The sequence below is a fragment of the Candidatus Poribacteria bacterium genome, from assembly GCA_026702755.1.
In the GTDB taxonomy this organism is placed as follows: Bacteria; Poribacteria; WGA-4E; order WGA-4E; family WGA-3G; genus WGA-3G.
Map to the genome: position 1 here is coordinate 32,713 of JAPPBX010000036.1, position 19,194 is coordinate 51,906.

Here is a 19,194-nt window from a genome sequence, read left to right on the forward strand (position 1 = left end):
AGATGAACACAAAAATGAAGAAAACAGAAACACTTGAACAACAGAAACCCTCAGTTATCGACTGTGATGTGCATAATACTCTCGCTTCTGAGACAGTGTTGTACCCCTATCTCTCCGAACGCTGGCGCAAGCATCACGGTATGGTCGGTACAACCGATCGCGTTGGGGCATATATACCTCGCGCCCATCCCTTCGGTGCCAGATATGATGCATGGACACCCTCCGGACATCGTCCCGGTTCCGATCTCGATTTCCTACGAGAGCAGCTTCTGGACGCGTTCAACATCGAATTCGGTGTCCTTAACTGCTTGACACCGGTCTGCGAGATGCCCAACCTCGCCTACGCCGCAGCCTGGGCACGCGCTGTAAACGATTGGCAAATCGAAGAATGGCTTGAAAAAGAACCGAGACTCCGTGCCTCTATGATCGTTGCATGCGATGACGCAGAGTTCACAACAATGGAGATCAAGCGACTGGCAGGGCATCCGGGTTTTGTGCAAATACTGCTGCTCGCACGCACGATGGAACCTTTGGGTAGACGTAAATACTGGAAGATGTATGAGGCAGCGGTGCAGCATGATCTCCCGATTGGCATCCATTTCACCGGTGTCGGTGTCGGACCTATCACCGCCGTTGGTAGACCTTCACACTATATCGAGGACCACGCCGGTATGACACAGGCGTTTCAGACACAGGTCACCAGTCTCGTCTGTGAAGGGGTGTTTGAACAATTCCCGACGCTTAAGGTTGTTCTCATTGAGGGGGGGTTCGCTTGGCTACCACCGCTGATGTGGCGACTCGATCGTGCGTGGAGGAAGCTGCACGATGAGGTACCTGAGTTGAAACGGCTCCCTTCCGAGTACATCCGAGAGCATCTCTGGATTACCACGCAGCCGATCGAAGAACCGCCTAAACAAGAATACTTTGATCAGCTGCTGGCGCAGCTCAACTTAGATGATAAGTTGATGTTCGCAACCGACTATCCGCATTGGGATTTCGATTCTCCAGATCAGGCACTCCCGAAAAACCTCTCACCAACCCTTAAACGCAAGATCATGGCGGAAAATGCGCGTGCCTTCTATCGGTTGTAAAAAAAGAAAGTAGCAACCAATTAGATTGTCACGACGTGTGGTGCTTGTTCTAATGTCAGATTATGTTCTGCTGCCCATTGCGCTGCTGCACCGCCACCACCACCAAGAAACTGTTTACCCAAATCATCAACGAGTTCTAACACATTCTCGTCGGGCTGCTGCCTGTCATTGTAATATAGCAGGTACCCTTCTGGCTTGAGCCACGCGTAATGGTAGCCGTAAATGACAATTTTGGCGGTTTTATCCGTAAAGTTGAGTCCAGTGGTGTGGTAGATACGGCTTTCAAAGAAGTAAGCGTCCCCCGCGCGGAGTAGCGGCTCATCGTAGGGTTCAATCGGATCAATTTCACCTTCGGGAATCCCCAAGGGTTCTCCCGACGTGTGGCTCTTGGGAACAAACAGCGTTGCACCAGAATTCGGTACATCGCAGTCCGTTAGGCAGTAAGCGACCTTCAAACCAACGCGCGGGCAAGCCTTGTGTCCGAGATCCAAATGCAGACCGGCATCTCGATGCCACCCTCGGTGCTCTGGAAGTTCGTGTGGCTGCGGATGTTTGTAGAGGAGCGCAGTATTGGTAATATGGATATTGGTGCCAAGGAGTTGAATGACCAACGGTATTGCCTTTGTTTGCGAGACAAGTTCCGCGAAGGCAGGTTCTTGTACCAATCCGTCTCGCCTGTGTCCATAATGTCCGCCATTGAGATTTAACGATGCCATCAGGCGATCCCCCGCCTCAAGCAGGCGATCTATCATGGCGCTGTCAAGCACCGAGCGCATGATGAAGTATCCGTTCTCCTCAAATTCCTCACGCTGTTCGTCTGTCAACTGGACGAATTCCATGCGTATGCTCCTTTTGATTTAAGAAATCGGGATGATTATGAATGTCTAAATATGTTAACATAAATTGAAATGGATGTCTACCAACGGTGGTCAGCAATCAGCAGTCAGCGGTCAGCAGAAAAGAGCATTTGGATTGGAAGTTTGTTATATTTGCTACACGCTGATAACTAATATTCGTCGGATGGAGTTCCCTCTTATATTTGAAATTATGCACCCTTTCGGTCCCAAAATCACGTCTCTAATTATTATAGAGGAGTGTTCTGTTTACACTAAACCTTGGACAATTTTTCACAGGTTTTCATGTGATATTCTATACAGATGCCGCCCCTACGGGGCTTTGGCTATGGGAAGAACGGTTTCTATACAGATACCGCCCCTACGGGGCTGCAGTTATTGGAAACTGATGAGATGTTTTTTCTATGAGTTAGGTTTACGTAGAAACTCGCAAAAAATATCAAAAGGTTTAAACATTGTGCATCAAACAAACTTATGGTAAAGGGCAGCATTATTTGGCGATTACGGGAAGGCGAGGATACAATCATCGCCAGCGGCAAGCGGAGCGAGATTTCTCATTTTCTACTGAAATGTTTACATATTAAACAGTGCTAAACTACGAGGACAAGAAAAAACATGATTCAGGTTTCACATATCACGAAAAAATATGGACAAAATACGGCAGTTGACGACATTAGCTTTAGCGTGCAACAAGGTGAAATCGTCGGTTATCTCGGTCCCAACGGCGCGGGGAAAAGCACAACGCTTAAAATGCTCGTGGGTTTGTTGCAACCGACATCCGGCGAAATCTCTGTGGCAGGATACAACGCCGAAACCGAGCTGCTTGAACTAAAACGACACATCGGATACGTGCCAGAAGAGGCACAACTCTATGAACACCTTACCTTGGTAGAACATCTTCAGTTAATGGGCAGACTCTATGAGTTAGAGGAAGGTCTCATCGCGCAGAAGATAAAGGAACTCGCGAAACTGTTCGACATGGAATCGCAGGCAAGCCAGAGAATAAGCAGTTTCTCACAAGGCATGCGTCAGAAGTGCCTCATTATGTCTGCCTTAATGCACAATCCAGATGTGCTGTTTTTAGATGAACCGTTCACCAATCTGGATGTGGGAACGGTAACGCTCATGAAAACACTGCTACAACGTTTAGCCGAGTTGGGAAAAACAATTCTCTACTGCACGCATATTCTTGAAGTTGCCGAAACGCTCTGCCCGCGAATTATGATTATTAACGCCGGGAAACTCATCGCCGATGCACGGGTGGAGGAACTACGACAGAAGACCAACCAGATAGCACTCAATGAGATTTTCGCGCAACTGACGGAAACAACAGGGATTGACGAAAAAACTGAGGAAGCGATTCGGATTGTGACGGGGGACACTTCAGATGTTTGAGAAGATAGCCATAATGTTCGGTGCCTCTCCAACGCAGTACAGATACCTCTTAGAAACAGAAAAGATAGTGGAGAAACGGGCTCTTGAACAAAAAGGCGACTCTCCCAACCTACAACTTATTGTGACGTGCCTTCTCTGTTTTGCAATCAGTGCCTTATTTACGTCTATGCCGTTCCTTCTTCCGATGGACACATTCACCTACGCGCTTATCGGTATAACGATGTCTATGATGATGATAGGACTCTGGACCATCCCTTATTTCGATATCCTTCTGAGTCCTATAAACTATCCCGTTATAGCACATACACCCGTGTCCTCTCGGACCTACTTCCTTGTGAAACTAACACAGGTTGCTACCTACACTATCTGGATATTAGCCTCCCTAAACCTGATGCCTGCTATCGGCGGTATTTGGATTCGCGGAGAGGAATCTTCTCCGTTTCAATTCCTTTTTCCTCTCGTTTATTTACCGATCGTCTTTATGTCGGGTCTTTTCACAACCGGCGTGATGACAGTCTTCGCAGGATATTTGACAAAACTATACACCAGACAGGCACTTCGCAGTATCGCGCAATACGCACAGTTTATATTTCCTGTCCTCTTTCCAGCGATATTGGTTACGCTTCCTCATTTATTACCAAGTCTTCCAAAGGATAAATTAACGTCTGCTCTGAAATGGTTTTACGCGCTTCCGAACGGCTGGTTCGCTGGGACGGTCTCACTCGTACTCGGACAAGTAGAACGACATTTTTTGATTTTAGCAGGACTGGCTGTTGCTTCAACCCTCTTTTTGGTATTGGTTCCGCTTCGGAGCATCGCAAAGAGTTATTCAGAATATCTCTCTTACCTACTGGAATCAGGCAGCAGGCAAAAATCTAAACTGCGGGTGAAAACGTCGCTGTTTGCGAGAATGTTCCGAAATCGGACGATCCGTGCGGGGTTTTGTCTCGGCCGTGCGTACATGTGCCGCGATAAGCATATTTTGCGGCAATTTTTTGCTTCGCTTGGAACCGTCATCATGTTGGTCGTTTTATTTGCTCGGGACAGTTCGTCTTATATGACATGGCCCCATAACTCCAATGCCATTGGGCTTAGCCCTGCTTTCTCTGGTATGTTCTACTTTGTCGGCATGAGTGCTATTACCGGTTTCATTGCACCTGTCAGATATTCAGAACACTGGAAAGCGTCGTGGATGTTAACGCTCGCGCCGGTCTCGGTACCAAAGGACTTGTGGCGAGGCGTGCAAGCGACTACCCTTCTCTACATTGTCGCGCCGTGTACGCTCCTTATGCTTTGCATTGCGACCATTTTTTGGGGGATTTTAGGCATATTTCACATCTTGCCGGGGTTAACCATTTTACTCTACTATGTCATTCTTTTCCCAAAACCGGAATCTGGCTTGCCTCTCGCCGAAGAGTTCATTCAACAACAAGTGGCTGGTGACGGTTTGCTCCCTATGATAGCCAGTATACATATTGTTGGCTTTTTCGTGGGTATCCAACTATTGACATTTTGGATGAATATATGGGTGTATTACGGGTTTTATTGCGTCACGGTTGTGGGTGGTTTTATCGGTTTTGTCTATTTGCTACGAAAAAATAAACGAGTGGAGGAAACCGTAGATGCTTGAAAAGATCGTCGAAATACTTGGTGGTTCCCCGATCCAGTATAGGTATCTTTTAAACGCTGAGAAATTGGTGGAGAAGCGAGCAACACAAGGAACACTAAAATTTGGCAACCTATCGCTCGGCATGACATGTGGATTCTGTTTTATCATGAGTGCCCTCGTCGCTACGATACCATTTTTTCTTTCCACGGAGATATCTACGTTCACTTTTGCACTCTTAAACATAACCCTGTCTATGTTTATGGTAGGACTCTGGACGCTCCCGTATTTTGATATCCTTCTCAATCCTATAAACTATCCTGTTGTTGCACATACGCCGGTTTCATCGCGGACCTATTTTCTGGTGAAACTAACACAAGTACTCACTTATACTGCGATGTTGTTAGTCAGTTTGAATCTATTACCCGCCATCTGTGGCATCTGGATTCGTGTTGGCGAGACCTCTCAACTCCAATTTCTTTTCCCTTTCGTTTACCTGCCCGTCGCCTTTATATCAGGCTTTTTCGCAATCGGCGTGATGACAGCATTTGCTGGGTATTTGACAAAACTATACACCAAAAAGGGGCTCCGAAATATTGCGCAGTACGCCCAGTTTGCGTTACCCGCTCTCTTTCCGTCATTAATTTACTTATTGCCGAGAGATCCCACAACATATAAATCGGCTCTGAAATGGCTATACGTCCTTCCTAATGGTTGGTTTGCCGGTGCCGTCTCGCTTGCGTTAGGCGGTCCAGGGCGACCTGAGATGATGAGAGATCTGATTTTAACTGGGCTTGCGGTCGTTTCTGTGCTTCTTTTAATCGTGATCCCGCTTCGGAGTATTGCAAAGGGTTATTCAAGGTATCTCACCCATCTGTTAGAATCTGGAAATAGGCACAAAGCCAAACTTCGAGTGAAACCTTCGCTCCTCGCGCGATTCTGCCGATCCCGCACCACCTACGCAGGCTTTTGTCTCTGTGCTGCCTACATGCGACGCGACAAGTATATTCTGAATGGACTTATCTCTGCGCTTGGAGGTTTGGTCATGCTTGTGGTCCTCTTTGTTCAGGACAGATTTTCTATGCAGTGGTTTGACTATTCCCCCACGACTGGAATGAACCCGACATTCACCACCTGTTTTTCTCTTTTGGGTATATCCTTCGTCAGTGCTCTTCTAACACGGGCAAGGCATTCAGAACACTGGAAAGCATCCTGGATGCTATCGCTCGCGCCGCTTGAGGTCCCAAGTCAATTATGGCGCGGCGTGCTGCTGACGAGTTTCCTCTACATTGTTACGCCGTATACACTCCTTATGTTTTGTGTTGCCAGCGTTCTTTGGGGAGCTATGGCACTGTTTTATATCTTACCCGGACTAATTGTTCTCCTCTATTACGCTGTGCTCTTTCCAAAACCGCACTCTGGTACACCGCTCTCCTTAGAAGTCGTCCAAAAATCCAGAGATTTTGATTGGCTTTCGTTTGTTTTCGGTCTCCTTGCTTGTGGCATCTTAATAGGCATCCAATTTTTGGCGTTCTGGCTGAACATCTGGGTTTATATTGCGGTCTATTGTGTTATCGTTATAGGTGGGTTTATTGGCTTCCTCTACCTTTTCAGCAAAAAGTGATCGGAATAGGAAAAAACACAAAAAATTAGGTTGACATAACTTAACAAAAATTAGTATAATTTAATAGAGAGCTTATCAAACTTAAAAAAGATTAGAACAATTACAGTTTCCATAACAGGCAAATTTATGGCAACACATTCCTCAAAAATTGAGTGGACAGAATCTACATGGAATCCTGTACGCGGTTGCACTCGCGTATCGGAGGGCTGTCGGTTCTGTTACGCAGAACGGATAGCTGCCCGTTTCTCTGGCAAAGGTATGGCTTACGAAGGTTTGGCTGAAAATACCAAAGCAGGACCGCGGTGGACACAACAGGTCCATCTTGTCGAAAAGTTACTTGACGAACCGCTGAAATGGAAAAAGCCCCGCCGAATTTTCGTTAACTCCATGAGTGATCTGTTCCATGAAAAGATCGAATTGGCTTATATTCAAAAAGTCTTTTCCGTGATGGAGAAGGCACATTGGCATCAATTCCAAGTCCTGACGAAACGAGCGGAGTTACTTCTAAAATATAGTCCGAAGTTACCGTGGCCACCAAACGTCTGGATGGGTGTTAGCGTTGAAGATAAACGTGTGACGGATCGGATTGATGCGCTCCGTCAAACCAGCGCGCATATCAAATTTCTCTCACTTGAACCGCTACTCGGCGCGCTTCCAAATTTAGAATTGGATGGAATAGATTGGGTTATCGTAGGAGGTGAGTCCGGTCCCGGCGCACGCGAAATGGAGAAAAAATGGGTTATTGACATTCGCGATCAATGCGCGGCTGCCAAAGTTTCATTTTTCTTTAAACAGTGGGGTGGCAAACGTAAATCAAAAACAGGGCGGGAATTAGACGGGCGGACTTACGATGAGATGCCGGTTTGAAATTCTTACTACGTCCGGCATCTTGAAACTTCGTCCTTATACTCTCGGCAAATCGTCAGCGAGCAGAGCTTCAGAAACGGATTTTTTCGTCGTTTCGCGCTCCGGACGCTCAACGTGAAAATGACGGAACCAATCTTTAAAATCTTCAACTGGAAAATTCCCGTCATAATTTTCTTTGAACTGATCGTGGAAATCTTCCATATAGACGCGTAGATAGCCACTCGCTCGTTCAAGTGCTTTCCAATCAAAGATATTTGAAGGCATCTCAACAACGCCTCCCTCAAGCATATTACGCCGCATCTCCAAATAGTAAGAATAACGAGTGCCCATCATAAGATTAACGAGTCTGTCGAAAATTTTTGAAGGAATCTGCCATACGCGCCCCTTCAACAACTTGTGCCGAATGCCGATTTCTTTTTCTAAGTCTCGATTAAGCATAAACCCAACAATCATATCAAAGATTCTGTCCAACATTTTTATTTGTCCTTTACCATACAATAAACTATAAATTTAACGCCCACTCGGGCGCGATTTGCGCGAATTCGTATATCGTGGAAGCCAATTTTAGCATTAATGCACAAACACGTCAATAAAAAAATCAGGCAAAAGCATTTATTTTTTCATTATTGAATTTCGTGTGGACGATATGTTTATAGAAACGCCTTCTCCTCTTTAGTAATATGGCTGCACGGAATTTAGATTGCGTTGCAATCCAAATTCTGTTATAGTTTATACTATGCTTATATTTTATTTGGCAATTGCGGTGGTGACGGTTCCACTCGGCGCGGGTATCGCTTTCGTATCACGAGTGCAGCAGCGGCATTTCGGCAACATCTTTGGGCTGACCGCCGGTGCAGTGCTCGGTATCGTCTTGGTAATGATGATGCACCTTTACACCGCGGTAGGTTACGTCACAATCCTTGTGATGTGGGGAGGGTTTCTCTTAATCGCAGCCGTGGAATACCTCACAACGCCCCGGCACGATGCAACCGAGAGGAATACCGACAGTAAGGACACCAACTGGAGCGTCAACTTAACAGTCCTCGGCTTATCACTTCATTCATTGACAGACGGGCTTAATTTGGTAATCGCGGCAAGAGAGGAGACGCTTGGATGGGCACTCGCATCCGGCATATTGATCCATCGTCTGCCAGTCGGGACGCTTATCACCGTCGCGCTTCTTCGGAGTCAGACCTTTGTTAATGCCCTGATAAGACTGATTCCCTTGATACTTGGACCGGTTATCGGGGCGGTCCTCGGAGAGCAATTGCTACGTGGAACTTTCGGAGAACTGACAGATTACTTGACAGCATTCGCTGTCGGCACACTGCTTCACGTTGTGATGGATGGGTTTCGTGGAAACTATACTTCCGAAAGCACAAGCTTAAGTCGGGTTGCGAAAGTGCTGTTTGTCATCGGTTTCGTCCTAACCTTTTGTGTTATCTATTTCTTTCAGGGATTTGAGGGTGAACATCATCATTAAGTGGCTATCGGCTATCGGCTATCGGCTGTCGGCAGCGTCTATGGTAGTTGCTGGCGTTTTTTCCCACCACAAGGTTCTCTTACTGACGGCTGAAAGCCGACTGCTGATGACTCTCCTCTGCTTTGTGGGGTTTGTTGCACCGGCGAGGAGTAATCAAATCCCTATTGCGGTATCCGGCGAACCGAGGGCAACACTCCAAATTGGCGCGAATGCCTCGGAACAGGAAGCGTTTGCAGCCACAGAAATTCAAACCTTTATCCAGAAATTCACAGGTGCCAAACTCGATATCCGTACCAATCGGCAAGAGACAGAAACCCAGACGGTGATTGTACTAGGCACCCCAAAATCGAACCCGACAATTGCCACATTACAAGCAAATGTAGAACTTACGTTGGCAGAAGAACTTGGAGATGATGGCTATCGTATCAAGACAGTAGAAGTCGGCACCGAAATCGTCATAGTTGTGACAGCACACACCGAAAGAGGGGTTATCTATGGTGCGTACGCTTTCATTGAGCAATGTATCACGGCGTTGACAGGCTTGACACCCGTGCATCCAGACATTTCGGTTGCTAAGGCGCAAGCACTACTCGTCCCGTTTATAAACGAAACCTCAGCACCCTTTTATCCCGTGCGCGCTGTCTTGGAGATAGAGGACCCGGATTGGCTTGCACGGCACCGTATGAATATGAGTGGCGGGGAAGGCGTTTGGACCGGCACGGGCATCGAAGACGGATTTGGAACAGCGTTTAAATATGTAGATACGCCTGCTTTTGAAGCATTACAAGATGAACCGATAGGTCAGCGGCGAGAACGTATCGCGACTTTAAAAAAGCGGTTCAACGCGCTTAAGCAACGCGGTATTGATGCGTATCTTTTTATGTACGTGACCGGCGAACCAACAGAGGCATTGATCCGACAGCGTCCTGATGTCTTGGGGCCGGCGGTGCTTTACGGTGCGTCTCGGAACGAAGTCTCTTATCGCCCGTTTTGTTGGTCTAAACCTGCATTTCATACACTCGCAAGAGAACTGACACAAGCGATCGTGCGGAACTATCCGGCACTCGCAGGTTTTCACCTCCGCTCATGGGGGCATGAAACGCGTGCATGTGATTGTCCGGACTGCGGCGACAGAACGGAACAGGGACAAGCAAAACTCTGGCAGGTTTACTTTACGATTATCAAAGCGGCGCGGGAGATTCGTCCAGATTTCAAATTTTATATTTCCGGGTATGACAGCAGTTGGCTCAAAGATGCCGCAGGCGTTTACGCTCGGCAGCTGCCGAAAGGGACTATTTTTTCGCGAAAGTGGGGAGCAGACGGCGAACCGGTTGCGGACGCGGGGGTGCCTATTCCACAGATCAGAGCACTTGGAGAAATCGGGCATAACTTTATCGTTCTCTCACACGAAGTAGAGGAGGTTATGCCGCTCTGGATGCTGGAGAGCGATCTGTTTGTGCAAGGTGTTCGGCAACTCGCTAACAACCCAGAGGTTGTCGGTCTCGGTGGATTCACCGTTCAAGGTGCGACCCAAGGTTTAGGGTATCTCGACCGGCTTGTGAGTGCCCGCCTCAACTGGGATATTAAACTTGATCACCTTCAATTGCTCCGAAATGAATTAATAGCCCGATACGGTGCTGAAGCCGCGCCACACATTCTAAATGCCTTACGGGTAAACGGATGGAACATGGCGAATTATTTCTCAGATTACGCTGGTTCCTTAACGGTAGGTGGTACTTATGGCAGCGGTTCCGCGGGACTCGCGACGCGATTCTGGACGCTGATTGGACCGAGAGCTGTCGAGGATACGTTAGCCATCCCTGAATTGGAAATAGCGAAACTCTCGGTAAACCGTTTCACCGCACTTTTGGCACCACAACAGCAAGCTGCAAACCAGATACGGGCAGCAAGCGAGATCGCAGAACCTTTCGATCAAGAGGCGACAGAGGATTTACGGGACGCTGTTCACGTGATGGAATTGTGGGTACTATTTTTTGAAAGTCGAGCGAAATTAGTTGAAGCGATAACACTCGGTTACGAGCCTGGGACCACTGAGGCAATCCGTGCGAAATTCACGAGTGCGATAGAGTTTTCAAAATCTATACAACCGCATATAAAAGGGATTGAAGAGTTTATTCCACTCTTTGGATACTCACATCAGACGATTGAAGCCGAGTTGTTAAGCACCTTAAACGCAGAAGTCGCTTGGCTAACGAATTTCGATTATCAGGTGCTTCAAAAGCATGATGGGGATTTCTCACCGGAGGAAACCCCTTTCCGAATCTGGGATGTCCACAACTATCCGAATCCTTTGAAGCGAGAAACAACATTTACCTATCAGTTGTCGTTAGATGCGGATGAAGTCTCTATCACAATTTACACGAAATCCGGACGGACGGTAACTACCTTGAAAGAGGCATCTGGAAAAGAAGGCTATAACGAGTTTATGTGGGAAGCACGAGACACTGACGGTATACTGCTTGCCAACGATGTCTATTTTTACAAGATACGCGCTGTCGCTGGAGATCAGACGGCACAGATACTCGGACGTTTAGCAGTATTAAGGTAGGGCTGGGTAACCCAGCCCCTACAGATTAAACTCACGCATAACTTATGTATCAAAATAGGGAGGTTGAATTATGGGGCACCAAGTCACACTCAATATCTCGGATGCCGTGTATCAACGCGCTCACCAAATTGCCAAAAAACAAGGGGTACAGTTAGAAACCATTCTTGTTGATGTCCTGAACGCGCATTGGTTTTCTACTGATGGTCTTCTTACTGATGCGGAGAAACGTGCAGCCGTTACATCAAGTATAGAATCAACGGATTGGTGGGATGGCGAAGGTGATAAGGAGTGGGATGAATGGGCACCTTGAAATCTGGATTTAGGAAGTAAATCAAGTGCAAAGGAGGTCAACAATGTTTCGTGTATATACTCTATGTCTGACGCTTTTGTTTTCAGTGATAGGCTGTCAATCGCAAACTTTGCAGGAACATCTTTTAGAACCACCGCCGCCCCTCATCAATTTCGCACTGAGTCGAAACGGAGCAACCGCGGAGGCATCGCAATCTGTGCCAAACCATCGTGCAGCAGAGATAATTGATGGCGACACCAATTCCGAGACGTGGGACGAAGGCAGTGGATGGGGGAGTAGTTTAGAACACCTACGCACCTCAGATCTGAACAAACGTCCCTATGTTTCCGTGACGCTCGCCAAACCGGTTGACATTCGCAAAATTGTTATGTGGACGGTCGATTCTGAGAAATATCCGGCACCGCAATTCGGGTTGAAAGATTATCGGATCGAGTATTGGCACGGCACCGGTTGGGGTCTTATTCCATCTGAGAATACGAAAGATAAGCAGTATACAGCGCGAGATAACACCAAAGGTAAACGGGTTCACGAAATCCGGCAACGCCTCATTGCGAGCAAAGTTCGGCTCGTCCCGGTTTCCTCAAATGATACAGTGCGTAACTACCAACACATGGCTGGTAAGCGACCTGTGTACGACGTGGAAGGCATTGCACGGGTTATGGAATTAGAGGTTTGGGGTTATGCTGCACCGGAAGTACACACGCTCAAGCAAATTGCGCAAGGTATACCGCCAGAATCGGTAGGGCATCCTGTATCAATAAAGACACAAACAGGTAACCAAGAAGAACCGACAATCAAGGAGACGATTCAAGGCGTTCTAAATCAGTATGAACTCGGATACGATATGGCGGATCTGGCGAAGGTTATGTCCTGTTTTTCAAAGACATATTTATCCAACGGACGCACCTATCAAGATGTTAAGACGAAAGCAGCGCATTTTTTTGAGGCACACCATCAGATTGACATGACGCTGACCGACATCAACATCCATCCGAACATAGTTGACGACACAGCGATAGTGACGGGCGGGTACACACTGCAATATGTCCCGAAAGCGAAGGGGCAAGTTGAACAAACATCTGGGAAACTAACGCTCGTTTTCGCCAATGAAGCGGAAACCTGGCGGATCATTCGAGCCGAATAATTAGAGGTTCTAAACAACTATCATAAAGGATCCGAAAATGGAACAAGGGCAGTTTAATCTTTGGGCGAAATCTTATATCAACGATGGATATTTAATGCTTCCAGACCTTATTACATCGGAAGAATGTGATACCCTGAAAGCAGAGATGCTGAAGATCTTTCGCGGGGGTTACCCGTGTGAGGCGATCCCACGGATGCCCGAAACAGCAAGCGAGACAGAAGTATTAGATAGAATTATGTGTGTCGGCGAACCACACGTCTTTAGTCCCTTGGTTCGGCGTTACGTTGAACATCCGAAAATCTGTGAAGTCCTCCGAACGATTGTCGGGGCACATATTCCATTCTGGGATGGCGGTGTGAAGTGCATGCAGACAATGATGTTGGGTAAAGTCCCCGGACATACCGGTAACCCGTGGCATCAAGACGAACACCCGATTCCGACACGGGACAGGTCGCTGCTCGGTGCTTGGATCACATTAGATGATGCCACGATTGAGAACGGCTGTCTTTGGGTTCTACCGAACAGCCATCGCGCCGGTGTAATCTACGACCGCTTTCCACATAACAAACGCCATGAATTCGACAGCTGCCACGAAGCCGCCGGTTTTGATGATACCGACGAGATTCCGATTGAAATGTCAGCTGGCAGCGTCCTCTTTTTCAACGGCTACCTTTTACACCGCTCGAAAAAGAATCGAAGCGATACATTTCGGCGTATCCTCGTGAGTCACTACTGTTCAACAGCATCGTGGTTGGGCTGGAAGGGGCAGCGAAATTATCGCGGTATTATCACCGTCGCAGGCGAAGACCCATACATCGACGAAGGACATGTTACACCAAACGTCTGGGCACGGTGGGAATAAGGAGACATTGTGAAATTAACAGAACATCAAGTAAATTTTTTCAATACGTTTGGCTATCTCGCAATACCGGGCATGTTTTCACCGAGCGAGATGGAATGGATCATCGAGGAATTTGAAATATCGATTCAGGAATTCGGCGGTGGTAAAGACCACAATGGTACGAGCCGCACGATGTTCGGGGGTCCGATTGAGCATCGCCCTCGACTCTGTACCCTGCTCGATGATGAACGAGTTAACGGACTCATCGGTGGCGTACTCGGTGAAGATTTCAACTACGCCGGTGGCGACGGAAACTATTACACTGGCGATACGGGTTGGCATCCCGACGGCGGTTGGGGACGACTCTTCGCCTGTAAGGTGGCGTTTTACCTTGATCCGTTGACGAAAGACACTGGATGCCTACGCATCATTCCGGGTAGCCAAAACCCTGCGCACTTCGTCAGAGCCGGAAAGATTGATCCGAATCAATCAGAGGCACTTTACGGCATCCCATCGCGCGACTTCCCAACCAGCATTGCGTTGGAAAGCACGCCCGGTGATGTCGTAATTTTCAATCATGATACGTATCACGCGGCATTTGGCGGTGGCACCCGGCGACGGATGTTCACAATGAATTGCACACAGCATTGCACAACCGAACCGGATTTAGAGACACTACATCAGTACCTGAGCGTCCATTCCGCAGGCGGATATAAGATTGAGACAGGCGCGGGGATGTATTTCCCGACGATGGTTGATACTGCCGATGCGAAACGGCAAATCCATCTTCAGCAATGCGGTGACATTCACGATGAAATGTTTCCACAATACGCTCGGCGTTCTTAGGATACAGCGGATACAGCATTTCGGTTGCAATCCCCGTTGTTTTGTGGTATCCTATAACATAGGTTCATACTGTGAGTAGGCACTCTTCGAGCTTGCGAATTCATATTTTAAATGGAAATCATATCTATGGTTCCACCTTCATTTAACAAGCACTTAGGGCATATCAGCAAAAACATTATCTCGGCGGCATTCATCTATGGGATGAGCACGCTTTGTGCTATCGCTATGCCACCAAAGGCACGCACCCACTTGCCTTCAAGCTCCATTGCCATGAGCGACGATGCCTTAGCCACCTTCTTTAACCCGTCCGGCCTCGGTGCGGGGCGCGGCTTAAACCTATACTACCTCCGAACATATCAGAGTGATTGGGCAGGCGATGATGCTTTCTTCCTCGCTGTTCCCGGTGCAGGCTTTGGTATGGAATTCGTTACTGCCGATGCAGATACCGACTTCACACGCTATACATTCTCCGGTGGATACCATTTGGGAAGTTCACTCTACTGGGGCACCAGTTACAGTTGGATGAATTCCGACGATCAAGACTACGACAGATTTCGTTCACTCTCCATGGGCTTGATGTACCGGAGGCAATACATTTCAATCGGAGCAACGGCGCGCGATCTCAATCGTCCCAAATTGCTTGGTGAAAAACTCGGCAGAAGTTACGCTGTGGGGTTGGCACTTCGCCCGGGAACATGGCGGACAACGCTTTCCATTGATCTACAGAAAACCCAAGGCATTGAAGGCATAGAACTCCACTATGGGTTAGAGGTTCGCCCTATTCGCGAAGTTATACTCCGTGGGAGCATAAACAGTGATCGGAGTTTCGATGTCCGCTTCGGTATTAACATTAGGAACTGGGGATTCGGCACAGGCAACACCTTCGACAGCAATCGAGAAGCGCAATTCGGTGTTGGCTATTTTCATTTTTCCAACGCGCCCAAAACCAAGCCAGTGCCTCGCCGACGTATATTCCTCGACTTGTCAATGCGTTACCTGAAACAGGTCCTTCCGATCGCAAAATGGGACGAAGATGTCGCTGGCATTCTCATCCGTATCAACGGGAGTGATTACGGTATGGCGCAACTCCAAGAGATGTCAGATGCCATTTTGGACTTCAGAGAATCGGGGCGCGTCGTTCTCTGCTATCTCTCCAACTGTTCCACCGGCGACTACATCGTCGCAGCTACATGCGATGGTATCCTAATCCATCCGTCCGCTGAAGTCCGGTTAATCGGCTTACGCACAGAACGTTCCTTCTACAAAGGCGGATTAGACATGCTCGGTATTCGGGCGGATCTTGAACATATCGGCAAGTATAAATCCGCATCAGAGTCATTCACACGGAAGGAGATGTCCGAAGTACACCGCGAGATCCAGAACATTATTCTCGACGACCTTTACGAACAACTTGTAGATGCAATTGCAGAAGGAAGAGGATGGACACACGAAAACGTCAAGAAACGCATCAACGATGGACCTTACACTGCGCGTCGCGCCTTCAGCACTGAACTCGTTGACCGGATGGTCTATGAAGATGAGTTGTTAGATGTCGTAGCCGAACTCACCGATTCCAGAACCGATTTAGTTTCGCTCAACGAATACGCAAGAAACGAACTCTATGCGCAAGATTGGAAAGCCCCACAACCGAAGGTCGCCATCATTGAGGCGAAAGGGCTGATGCTGACAGGCGATAGTTTTGTGGACCCGCTTCTTGGGACAGAAGTGATGGGATCGGATACAATCTCAAATGCGGTCAGGGAGGTAAAGGAAGACGACTCTATAAAAGCAGTTGTTCTGCGGATTGACAGCGGTGGCGGGCTTGTTGTTGCTGCTGACACTATATGGCGTGAATTAGTGCGGCTTAAAGAAGTCAAACCCCTTGTCGTGTCAATGGGTGACGTGGCGGCATCAGGCGGTTACTATATCGCAGCCCCCGCAGATGCGATCGTCGCTGAACCGGGAACGATTACGGGGTCCATCGGCGTTGTTGGTGGTAAGTATAGTTTCAAAGGATTCTATGAAAAACTCGGTATCAATAAAGAGATCCTCAAACGGGGTGAACATGCTGATTTTTATTCAGATTACGGAGACTATCCGCCGGCAGAACAAGCAATTGTACGGAAACAGATTAAAGAGATTTATGACGATTTCGTTGAAAAGGTGGCACTTGGACGAACCGATTTGACAGTGGAAGATGTCGATAGACTTGCACAGGGACGCATCTGGTCAGGGAGACAAGCGAAAGAAAATGGACTCGTAGACGAGTTAGGCGGTTTAAGCCTCGCGCTCGCCATCGCACGAGAACGCGCAGGATTGGAAAAAAAATCGATTGAGATCGTCGAGTTTCCTAAAAAGACATGGTTGTCACAACTCTTCAACAATATCAGGTTTCCACTCACACCGCTACTTCGCGGTAACTCTGAAAACAAAAGCAGGGAAAACGAGCGTGTGGGAACGGAATCTCGCTTACAGTTCATTGCACGGTATAGTGGCTTGAGCACCACTGCAAGACTCCTAAACGCAATCAGAAAACATAGGCTCTTTCTTCTCATGCCTTATCATATAAGTGTAGGGAATTAGCAATACAGTAAAGTCGCGAAAATTGATGCCTCGGAGTTGAATTAAAATGCTATTCGCCAAGAACTACACAACACAGCGGCGTAAAATGGTGCAAAACCAAATCAAAGCGCGTGGCATCAACAACCCTGAAGTGCTTGCTGTTATGCGGAAGGTAGAGCGACATCTGTTCGTAAAACCCGAACACCTCAATGTGGCGTATCAGGATGGCGCACTACCGATCGATTGCGACCAAACAATCTCGCAACCGTATATCGTTGCCCTGATGACAGACTTGCTGGAACTCACCCCAACTTCAAAAGTTCTTGAGATTGGAACAGGCTGCGGTTATCAAACAGCGATATTAGCAGAACTTGCGAGGGAGGTCTATTCTATTGAGATTATATCGGGGCTTGCTAAAAGCGCGAAAGCACGGTTGGAGGCACTCAATTATCAAAACATTCATTTCAAGAAGGGGAACGGATATTACGGCTGGCAAGAACACGCGCCTTATGATGCCATGCTCATCGCTGCCGCACCTGTGGACGTACCCGAACGGCTCATTCAGCAACTGGAACCGGGGGGCAGGATGGTGATTCCCGTCGGTAGTTCTGACCAAAACCTCCTTTTAATCCGGAAAGGACTCCAAACTGATGAGAATTCAGCACCATCTCTCGAAATCACCGAGATTATCCCAGTTCGTTTTGTCCCTATGACAGGTGAGCTGAATTAAATCCCATAAGCGTCAATGTAGGGGTTTTCTCAGTATTTTATAGGAGCGTCTCTATAGAGGTTTCCGTCCCTACGGGGCTTTCTCACTGTTTGGCATATATTTCTTGCAGAAAAACCCAAGAAAATAAACGCTACGGGACTCAAAAGAGGATAGTGAATCCACAAGGTTTATATTTCAGCACCAGTGTGCTTGAAAACCGCATCCACTAAATCTGGGGATCAAGGCTGTCCTTTTTTTACATTGACACCTATGGTGAGATGAATTAAATCCTCTACAAAGAATCGTAAAAAATATATATTATTACAAAGGAAGAATAGATTTGAAACGCATATCCCATCTAATTCTACTCGTCGTGATGCTTTCACCGACTGCCGCTTTCGCTATGTTTAACGATATTGGTGTCGGAGCGAGACCGCTCGGTTTAGGTGGTGCATTCGTCGCGCTCGCCGATGATAGCAACGCGGCGAATTACAACGCCGCAGGGTTAGGTTATATCAGTGAGATCCATCTCGGTGTTACACACGCGCAACGCTTTAACGGACTCATCACCTACAATAATATCAGCGGAGTTATCCCCTTCGGGAGAGCAGGTTCGATCGGAGCAAGCCTTGGTGTTTTGGGAGAAGATTCCGAAATCTATCGTGAACAGACGGTGCGCGTCTCCTACGGAAACGCCCTCTTCAAGCAATTGGCGATCGGGGCAAATCTGAAACTTTTCGGGACCTCTTTTGACGAAACGAACGAATTTGTCGTCGAGAATCCATATTTCGTTCAAACTTCCAGCTCAGCGGTTTCGCTTGATATAGGCGTTATTGCGAAGCCGTTCCAAAGTCTGAGTCTCGGTGCATCGGTAGAGAATTTGCTTCCCGCAGATATGAGCATCTCTGATGCCAATACCGATTCGGTGCCACTGAACATCCGGGCAGGTTTAGCGTACAGACTCGAATCTATTGCGGCGATGAGTGCGCAGGGTGCAGCAGTCAGCACCTTGCTGAAAGGCAGTCTGGTGACCCTTGAGGTTGCATCACGCAATAGTGAAATCTACATCCGCACAGGAGCAGAAGTCTGGTTGAATAAATCCATTGCTGTTCGTGGTGGTTATGGCATAAAAAACGGTAGCAACTCTGCTACAACCCTCAACTTTGGCGGTAGTGTCAAACTCCCCATTAGTAGTACCAAACTCCAGCTTGACTACGGACTTCAGCTACTGAGTGGAAACTTTCAAGACAATACAACACAGCGGTTCTCCCTCAATCTGCTATTCTAAGGAAA

At 47.7% G+C, this 19,194-nt stretch carries 16 protein-coding genes; 14 read left to right on the forward strand and 2 right to left on the reverse strand.

The genetic code is table 11. The annotated features are described in order from the left end of the window. The first annotated feature begins 14 nt into the window (after positions 1–14). Positions 15–1,091, forward strand: a complete 1,077-nt coding sequence (locus OXH39_06940; protein MCY3550179.1) for an amidohydrolase family protein — start codon at positions 15–17, stop codon at positions 1,089–1,091. A gap of 20 nt (positions 1,092–1,111) precedes the next feature. Here the strand turns inward: OXH39_06940 and OXH39_06945 are convergent, their stop codons facing one another. Next, entirely contained in the window at positions 1,112–1,930 is an 819-nt protein-coding gene (locus OXH39_06945; protein MCY3550180.1) for a phytanoyl-CoA dioxygenase family protein, read from the reverse strand. 630 nt (positions 1,931–2,560) lie between these two features. Here OXH39_06945 and OXH39_06950 point away from each other — a divergent pair. The 4 genes from OXH39_06950 (at position 2,561) to OXH39_06965 (ending at position 7,437) form a co-directional block, all read left to right on the forward strand. Continuing rightward, positions 2,561–3,340: an ABC transporter ATP-binding protein gene (locus OXH39_06950; protein ID MCY3550181.1), complete on the forward strand. Its 780-nt coding sequence runs from the start codon at positions 2,561–2,563 to the stop codon at positions 3,338–3,340. Then, on the forward strand, positions 3,333–4,970 hold the full coding sequence (locus OXH39_06955) for a hypothetical protein (protein MCY3550182.1): 1,638 nt from the start codon (positions 3,333–3,335) through the stop codon (positions 4,968–4,970). Before OXH39_06950 ends, OXH39_06955 begins: the two co-directional genes overlap by 8 nt. Beyond that, positions 4,963–6,570 carry a hypothetical protein gene (locus tag OXH39_06960; protein ID MCY3550183.1) on the forward strand — a complete coding sequence of 536 codons (1,608 nt, stop codon included), beginning with the start codon at positions 4,963–4,965 and terminating at the stop codon, positions 6,568–6,570. Before OXH39_06955 ends, OXH39_06960 begins: the two co-directional genes overlap by 8 nt. Positions 6,571–6,696: 126 nt before the next feature. Beyond that, a complete protein-coding gene (locus OXH39_06965) occupies positions 6,697–7,437 on the forward strand; it encodes a phage Gp37/Gp68 family protein (protein ID MCY3550184.1) in 741 nt (246 codons plus the stop codon). 36 nt (positions 7,438–7,473) lie between these two features. On the opposite strand, the gene OXH39_06970 is transcribed toward OXH39_06965, so the two are convergent. After that, positions 7,474–7,911, reverse strand: coding sequence for a hypothetical protein (locus tag OXH39_06970; protein ID MCY3550185.1), 438 nt, complete (start codon positions 7,909–7,911; stop codon positions 7,474–7,476). Positions 7,912–8,173: 262 nt separating this feature from the next. Between OXH39_06970 and OXH39_06975 the strand changes: the two genes are divergently transcribed. The 9 genes from OXH39_06975 (at position 8,174) to OXH39_07015 (ending at position 19,189) form a co-directional block, all read left to right on the forward strand. Next, positions 8,174–8,920: a hypothetical protein gene (locus tag OXH39_06975; GenBank protein MCY3550186.1), complete on the forward strand. Its 747-nt coding sequence runs from the start codon at positions 8,174–8,176 to the stop codon at positions 8,918–8,920. After that, positions 8,904–11,489 carry an alpha-glucuronidase family glycosyl hydrolase gene (locus OXH39_06980; protein MCY3550187.1) on the forward strand — a complete coding sequence of 862 codons (2,586 nt, stop codon included), beginning with the start codon at positions 8,904–8,906 and terminating at the stop codon, positions 11,487–11,489. Before OXH39_06975 ends, OXH39_06980 begins: the two co-directional genes overlap by 17 nt. Positions 11,490–11,559: 70 nt before the next feature. Continuing rightward, positions 11,560–11,799 (forward strand): hypothetical protein, encoded by a 240-nt coding sequence (locus OXH39_06985; protein ID MCY3550188.1) that lies wholly within the window; start codon positions 11,560–11,562, stop codon positions 11,797–11,799. A 43-nt stretch (positions 11,800–11,842) separates the two neighbouring features. Beyond that, positions 11,843–12,943, forward strand: a complete 1,101-nt coding sequence (locus tag OXH39_06990) for a hypothetical protein (protein ID MCY3550189.1) — start codon at positions 11,843–11,845, stop codon at positions 12,941–12,943. Positions 12,944–12,980: 37 nt separating this feature from the next. Further along, positions 12,981–13,805: a phytanoyl-CoA dioxygenase family protein gene (locus OXH39_06995; protein ID MCY3550190.1), complete on the forward strand. Its 825-nt coding sequence runs from the start codon at positions 12,981–12,983 to the stop codon at positions 13,803–13,805. A 9-nt stretch (positions 13,806–13,814) separates the two neighbouring features. Beyond that, the gene (locus OXH39_07000) at positions 13,815–14,630 is read left to right on the forward strand and encodes a phytanoyl-CoA dioxygenase family protein (protein MCY3550191.1); all 816 of its coding nucleotides are present in this window, start codon (positions 13,815–13,817) and stop codon (positions 14,628–14,630) included. Between the two features lie 126 nt (positions 14,631–14,756). Further along, complete coding sequence (gene sppA / locus OXH39_07005) at positions 14,757–17,213, forward strand: signal peptide peptidase SppA (GenBank protein MCY3550192.1); 2,457 nt, start codon at positions 14,757–14,759, stop codon at positions 17,211–17,213. Between the two features lie 46 nt (positions 17,214–17,259). Continuing rightward, positions 17,260–17,922, forward strand: coding sequence for a protein-L-isoaspartate(D-aspartate) O-methyltransferase (locus OXH39_07010; protein ID MCY3550193.1), 663 nt, complete (start codon positions 17,260–17,262; stop codon positions 17,920–17,922). Between the two features lie 319 nt (positions 17,923–18,241). Continuing rightward, entirely contained in the window at positions 18,242–19,189 is a 948-nt protein-coding gene (locus OXH39_07015; GenBank protein ID MCY3550194.1) for a PorV/PorQ family protein, read from the forward strand. Positions 19,190–19,194: the final 5 nt, after the last annotated feature.

What these genes read in the sequence shown, in the direction of transcription:
- OXH39_06940 (MCY3550179.1), top strand. Translation starts at nt 15, where the DNA reads ATGAAGAAAACAGAAACACTTGAACAACAGAAACCCTCAGTTATCGAC.
- OXH39_06945 (MCY3550180.1), bottom strand. Translation starts at nt 1,930, where the DNA reads ATGGAATTCGTCCAGTTGACAGACGAACAGCGTGAGGAATTTGAGGAG.
- OXH39_06950 (MCY3550181.1), top strand. Translation starts at nt 2,561, where the DNA reads ATGATTCAGGTTTCACATATCACGAAAAAATATGGACAAAATACGGCA.
- OXH39_06955 (MCY3550182.1), top strand. Translation starts at nt 3,333, where the DNA reads ATGTTTGAGAAGATAGCCATAATGTTCGGTGCCTCTCCAACGCAGTAC.
- OXH39_06960 (MCY3550183.1), top strand. Translation starts at nt 4,963, where the DNA reads ATGCTTGAAAAGATCGTCGAAATACTTGGTGGTTCCCCGATCCAGTAT.
- OXH39_06965 (MCY3550184.1), top strand. Translation starts at nt 6,697, where the DNA reads ATGGCAACACATTCCTCAAAAATTGAGTGGACAGAATCTACATGGAAT.
- OXH39_06970 (MCY3550185.1), bottom strand. Translation starts at nt 7,911, where the DNA reads ATGTTGGACAGAATCTTTGATATGATTGTTGGGTTTATGCTTAATCGA.
- OXH39_06975 (MCY3550186.1), top strand. Translation starts at nt 8,174, where the DNA reads ATGCTTATATTTTATTTGGCAATTGCGGTGGTGACGGTTCCACTCGGC.
- OXH39_06985 (MCY3550188.1), top strand. Translation starts at nt 11,560, where the DNA reads ATGGGGCACCAAGTCACACTCAATATCTCGGATGCCGTGTATCAACGC.
- OXH39_06990 (MCY3550189.1), top strand. Translation starts at nt 11,843, where the DNA reads ATGTTTCGTGTATATACTCTATGTCTGACGCTTTTGTTTTCAGTGATA.
- OXH39_06995 (MCY3550190.1), top strand. Translation starts at nt 12,981, where the DNA reads ATGGAACAAGGGCAGTTTAATCTTTGGGCGAAATCTTATATCAACGAT.
- sppA (MCY3550192.1), top strand. Translation starts at nt 14,757, where the DNA reads ATGGTTCCACCTTCATTTAACAAGCACTTAGGGCATATCAGCAAAAAC.
- OXH39_07010 (MCY3550193.1), top strand. Translation starts at nt 17,260, where the DNA reads ATGCTATTCGCCAAGAACTACACAACACAGCGGCGTAAAATGGTGCAA.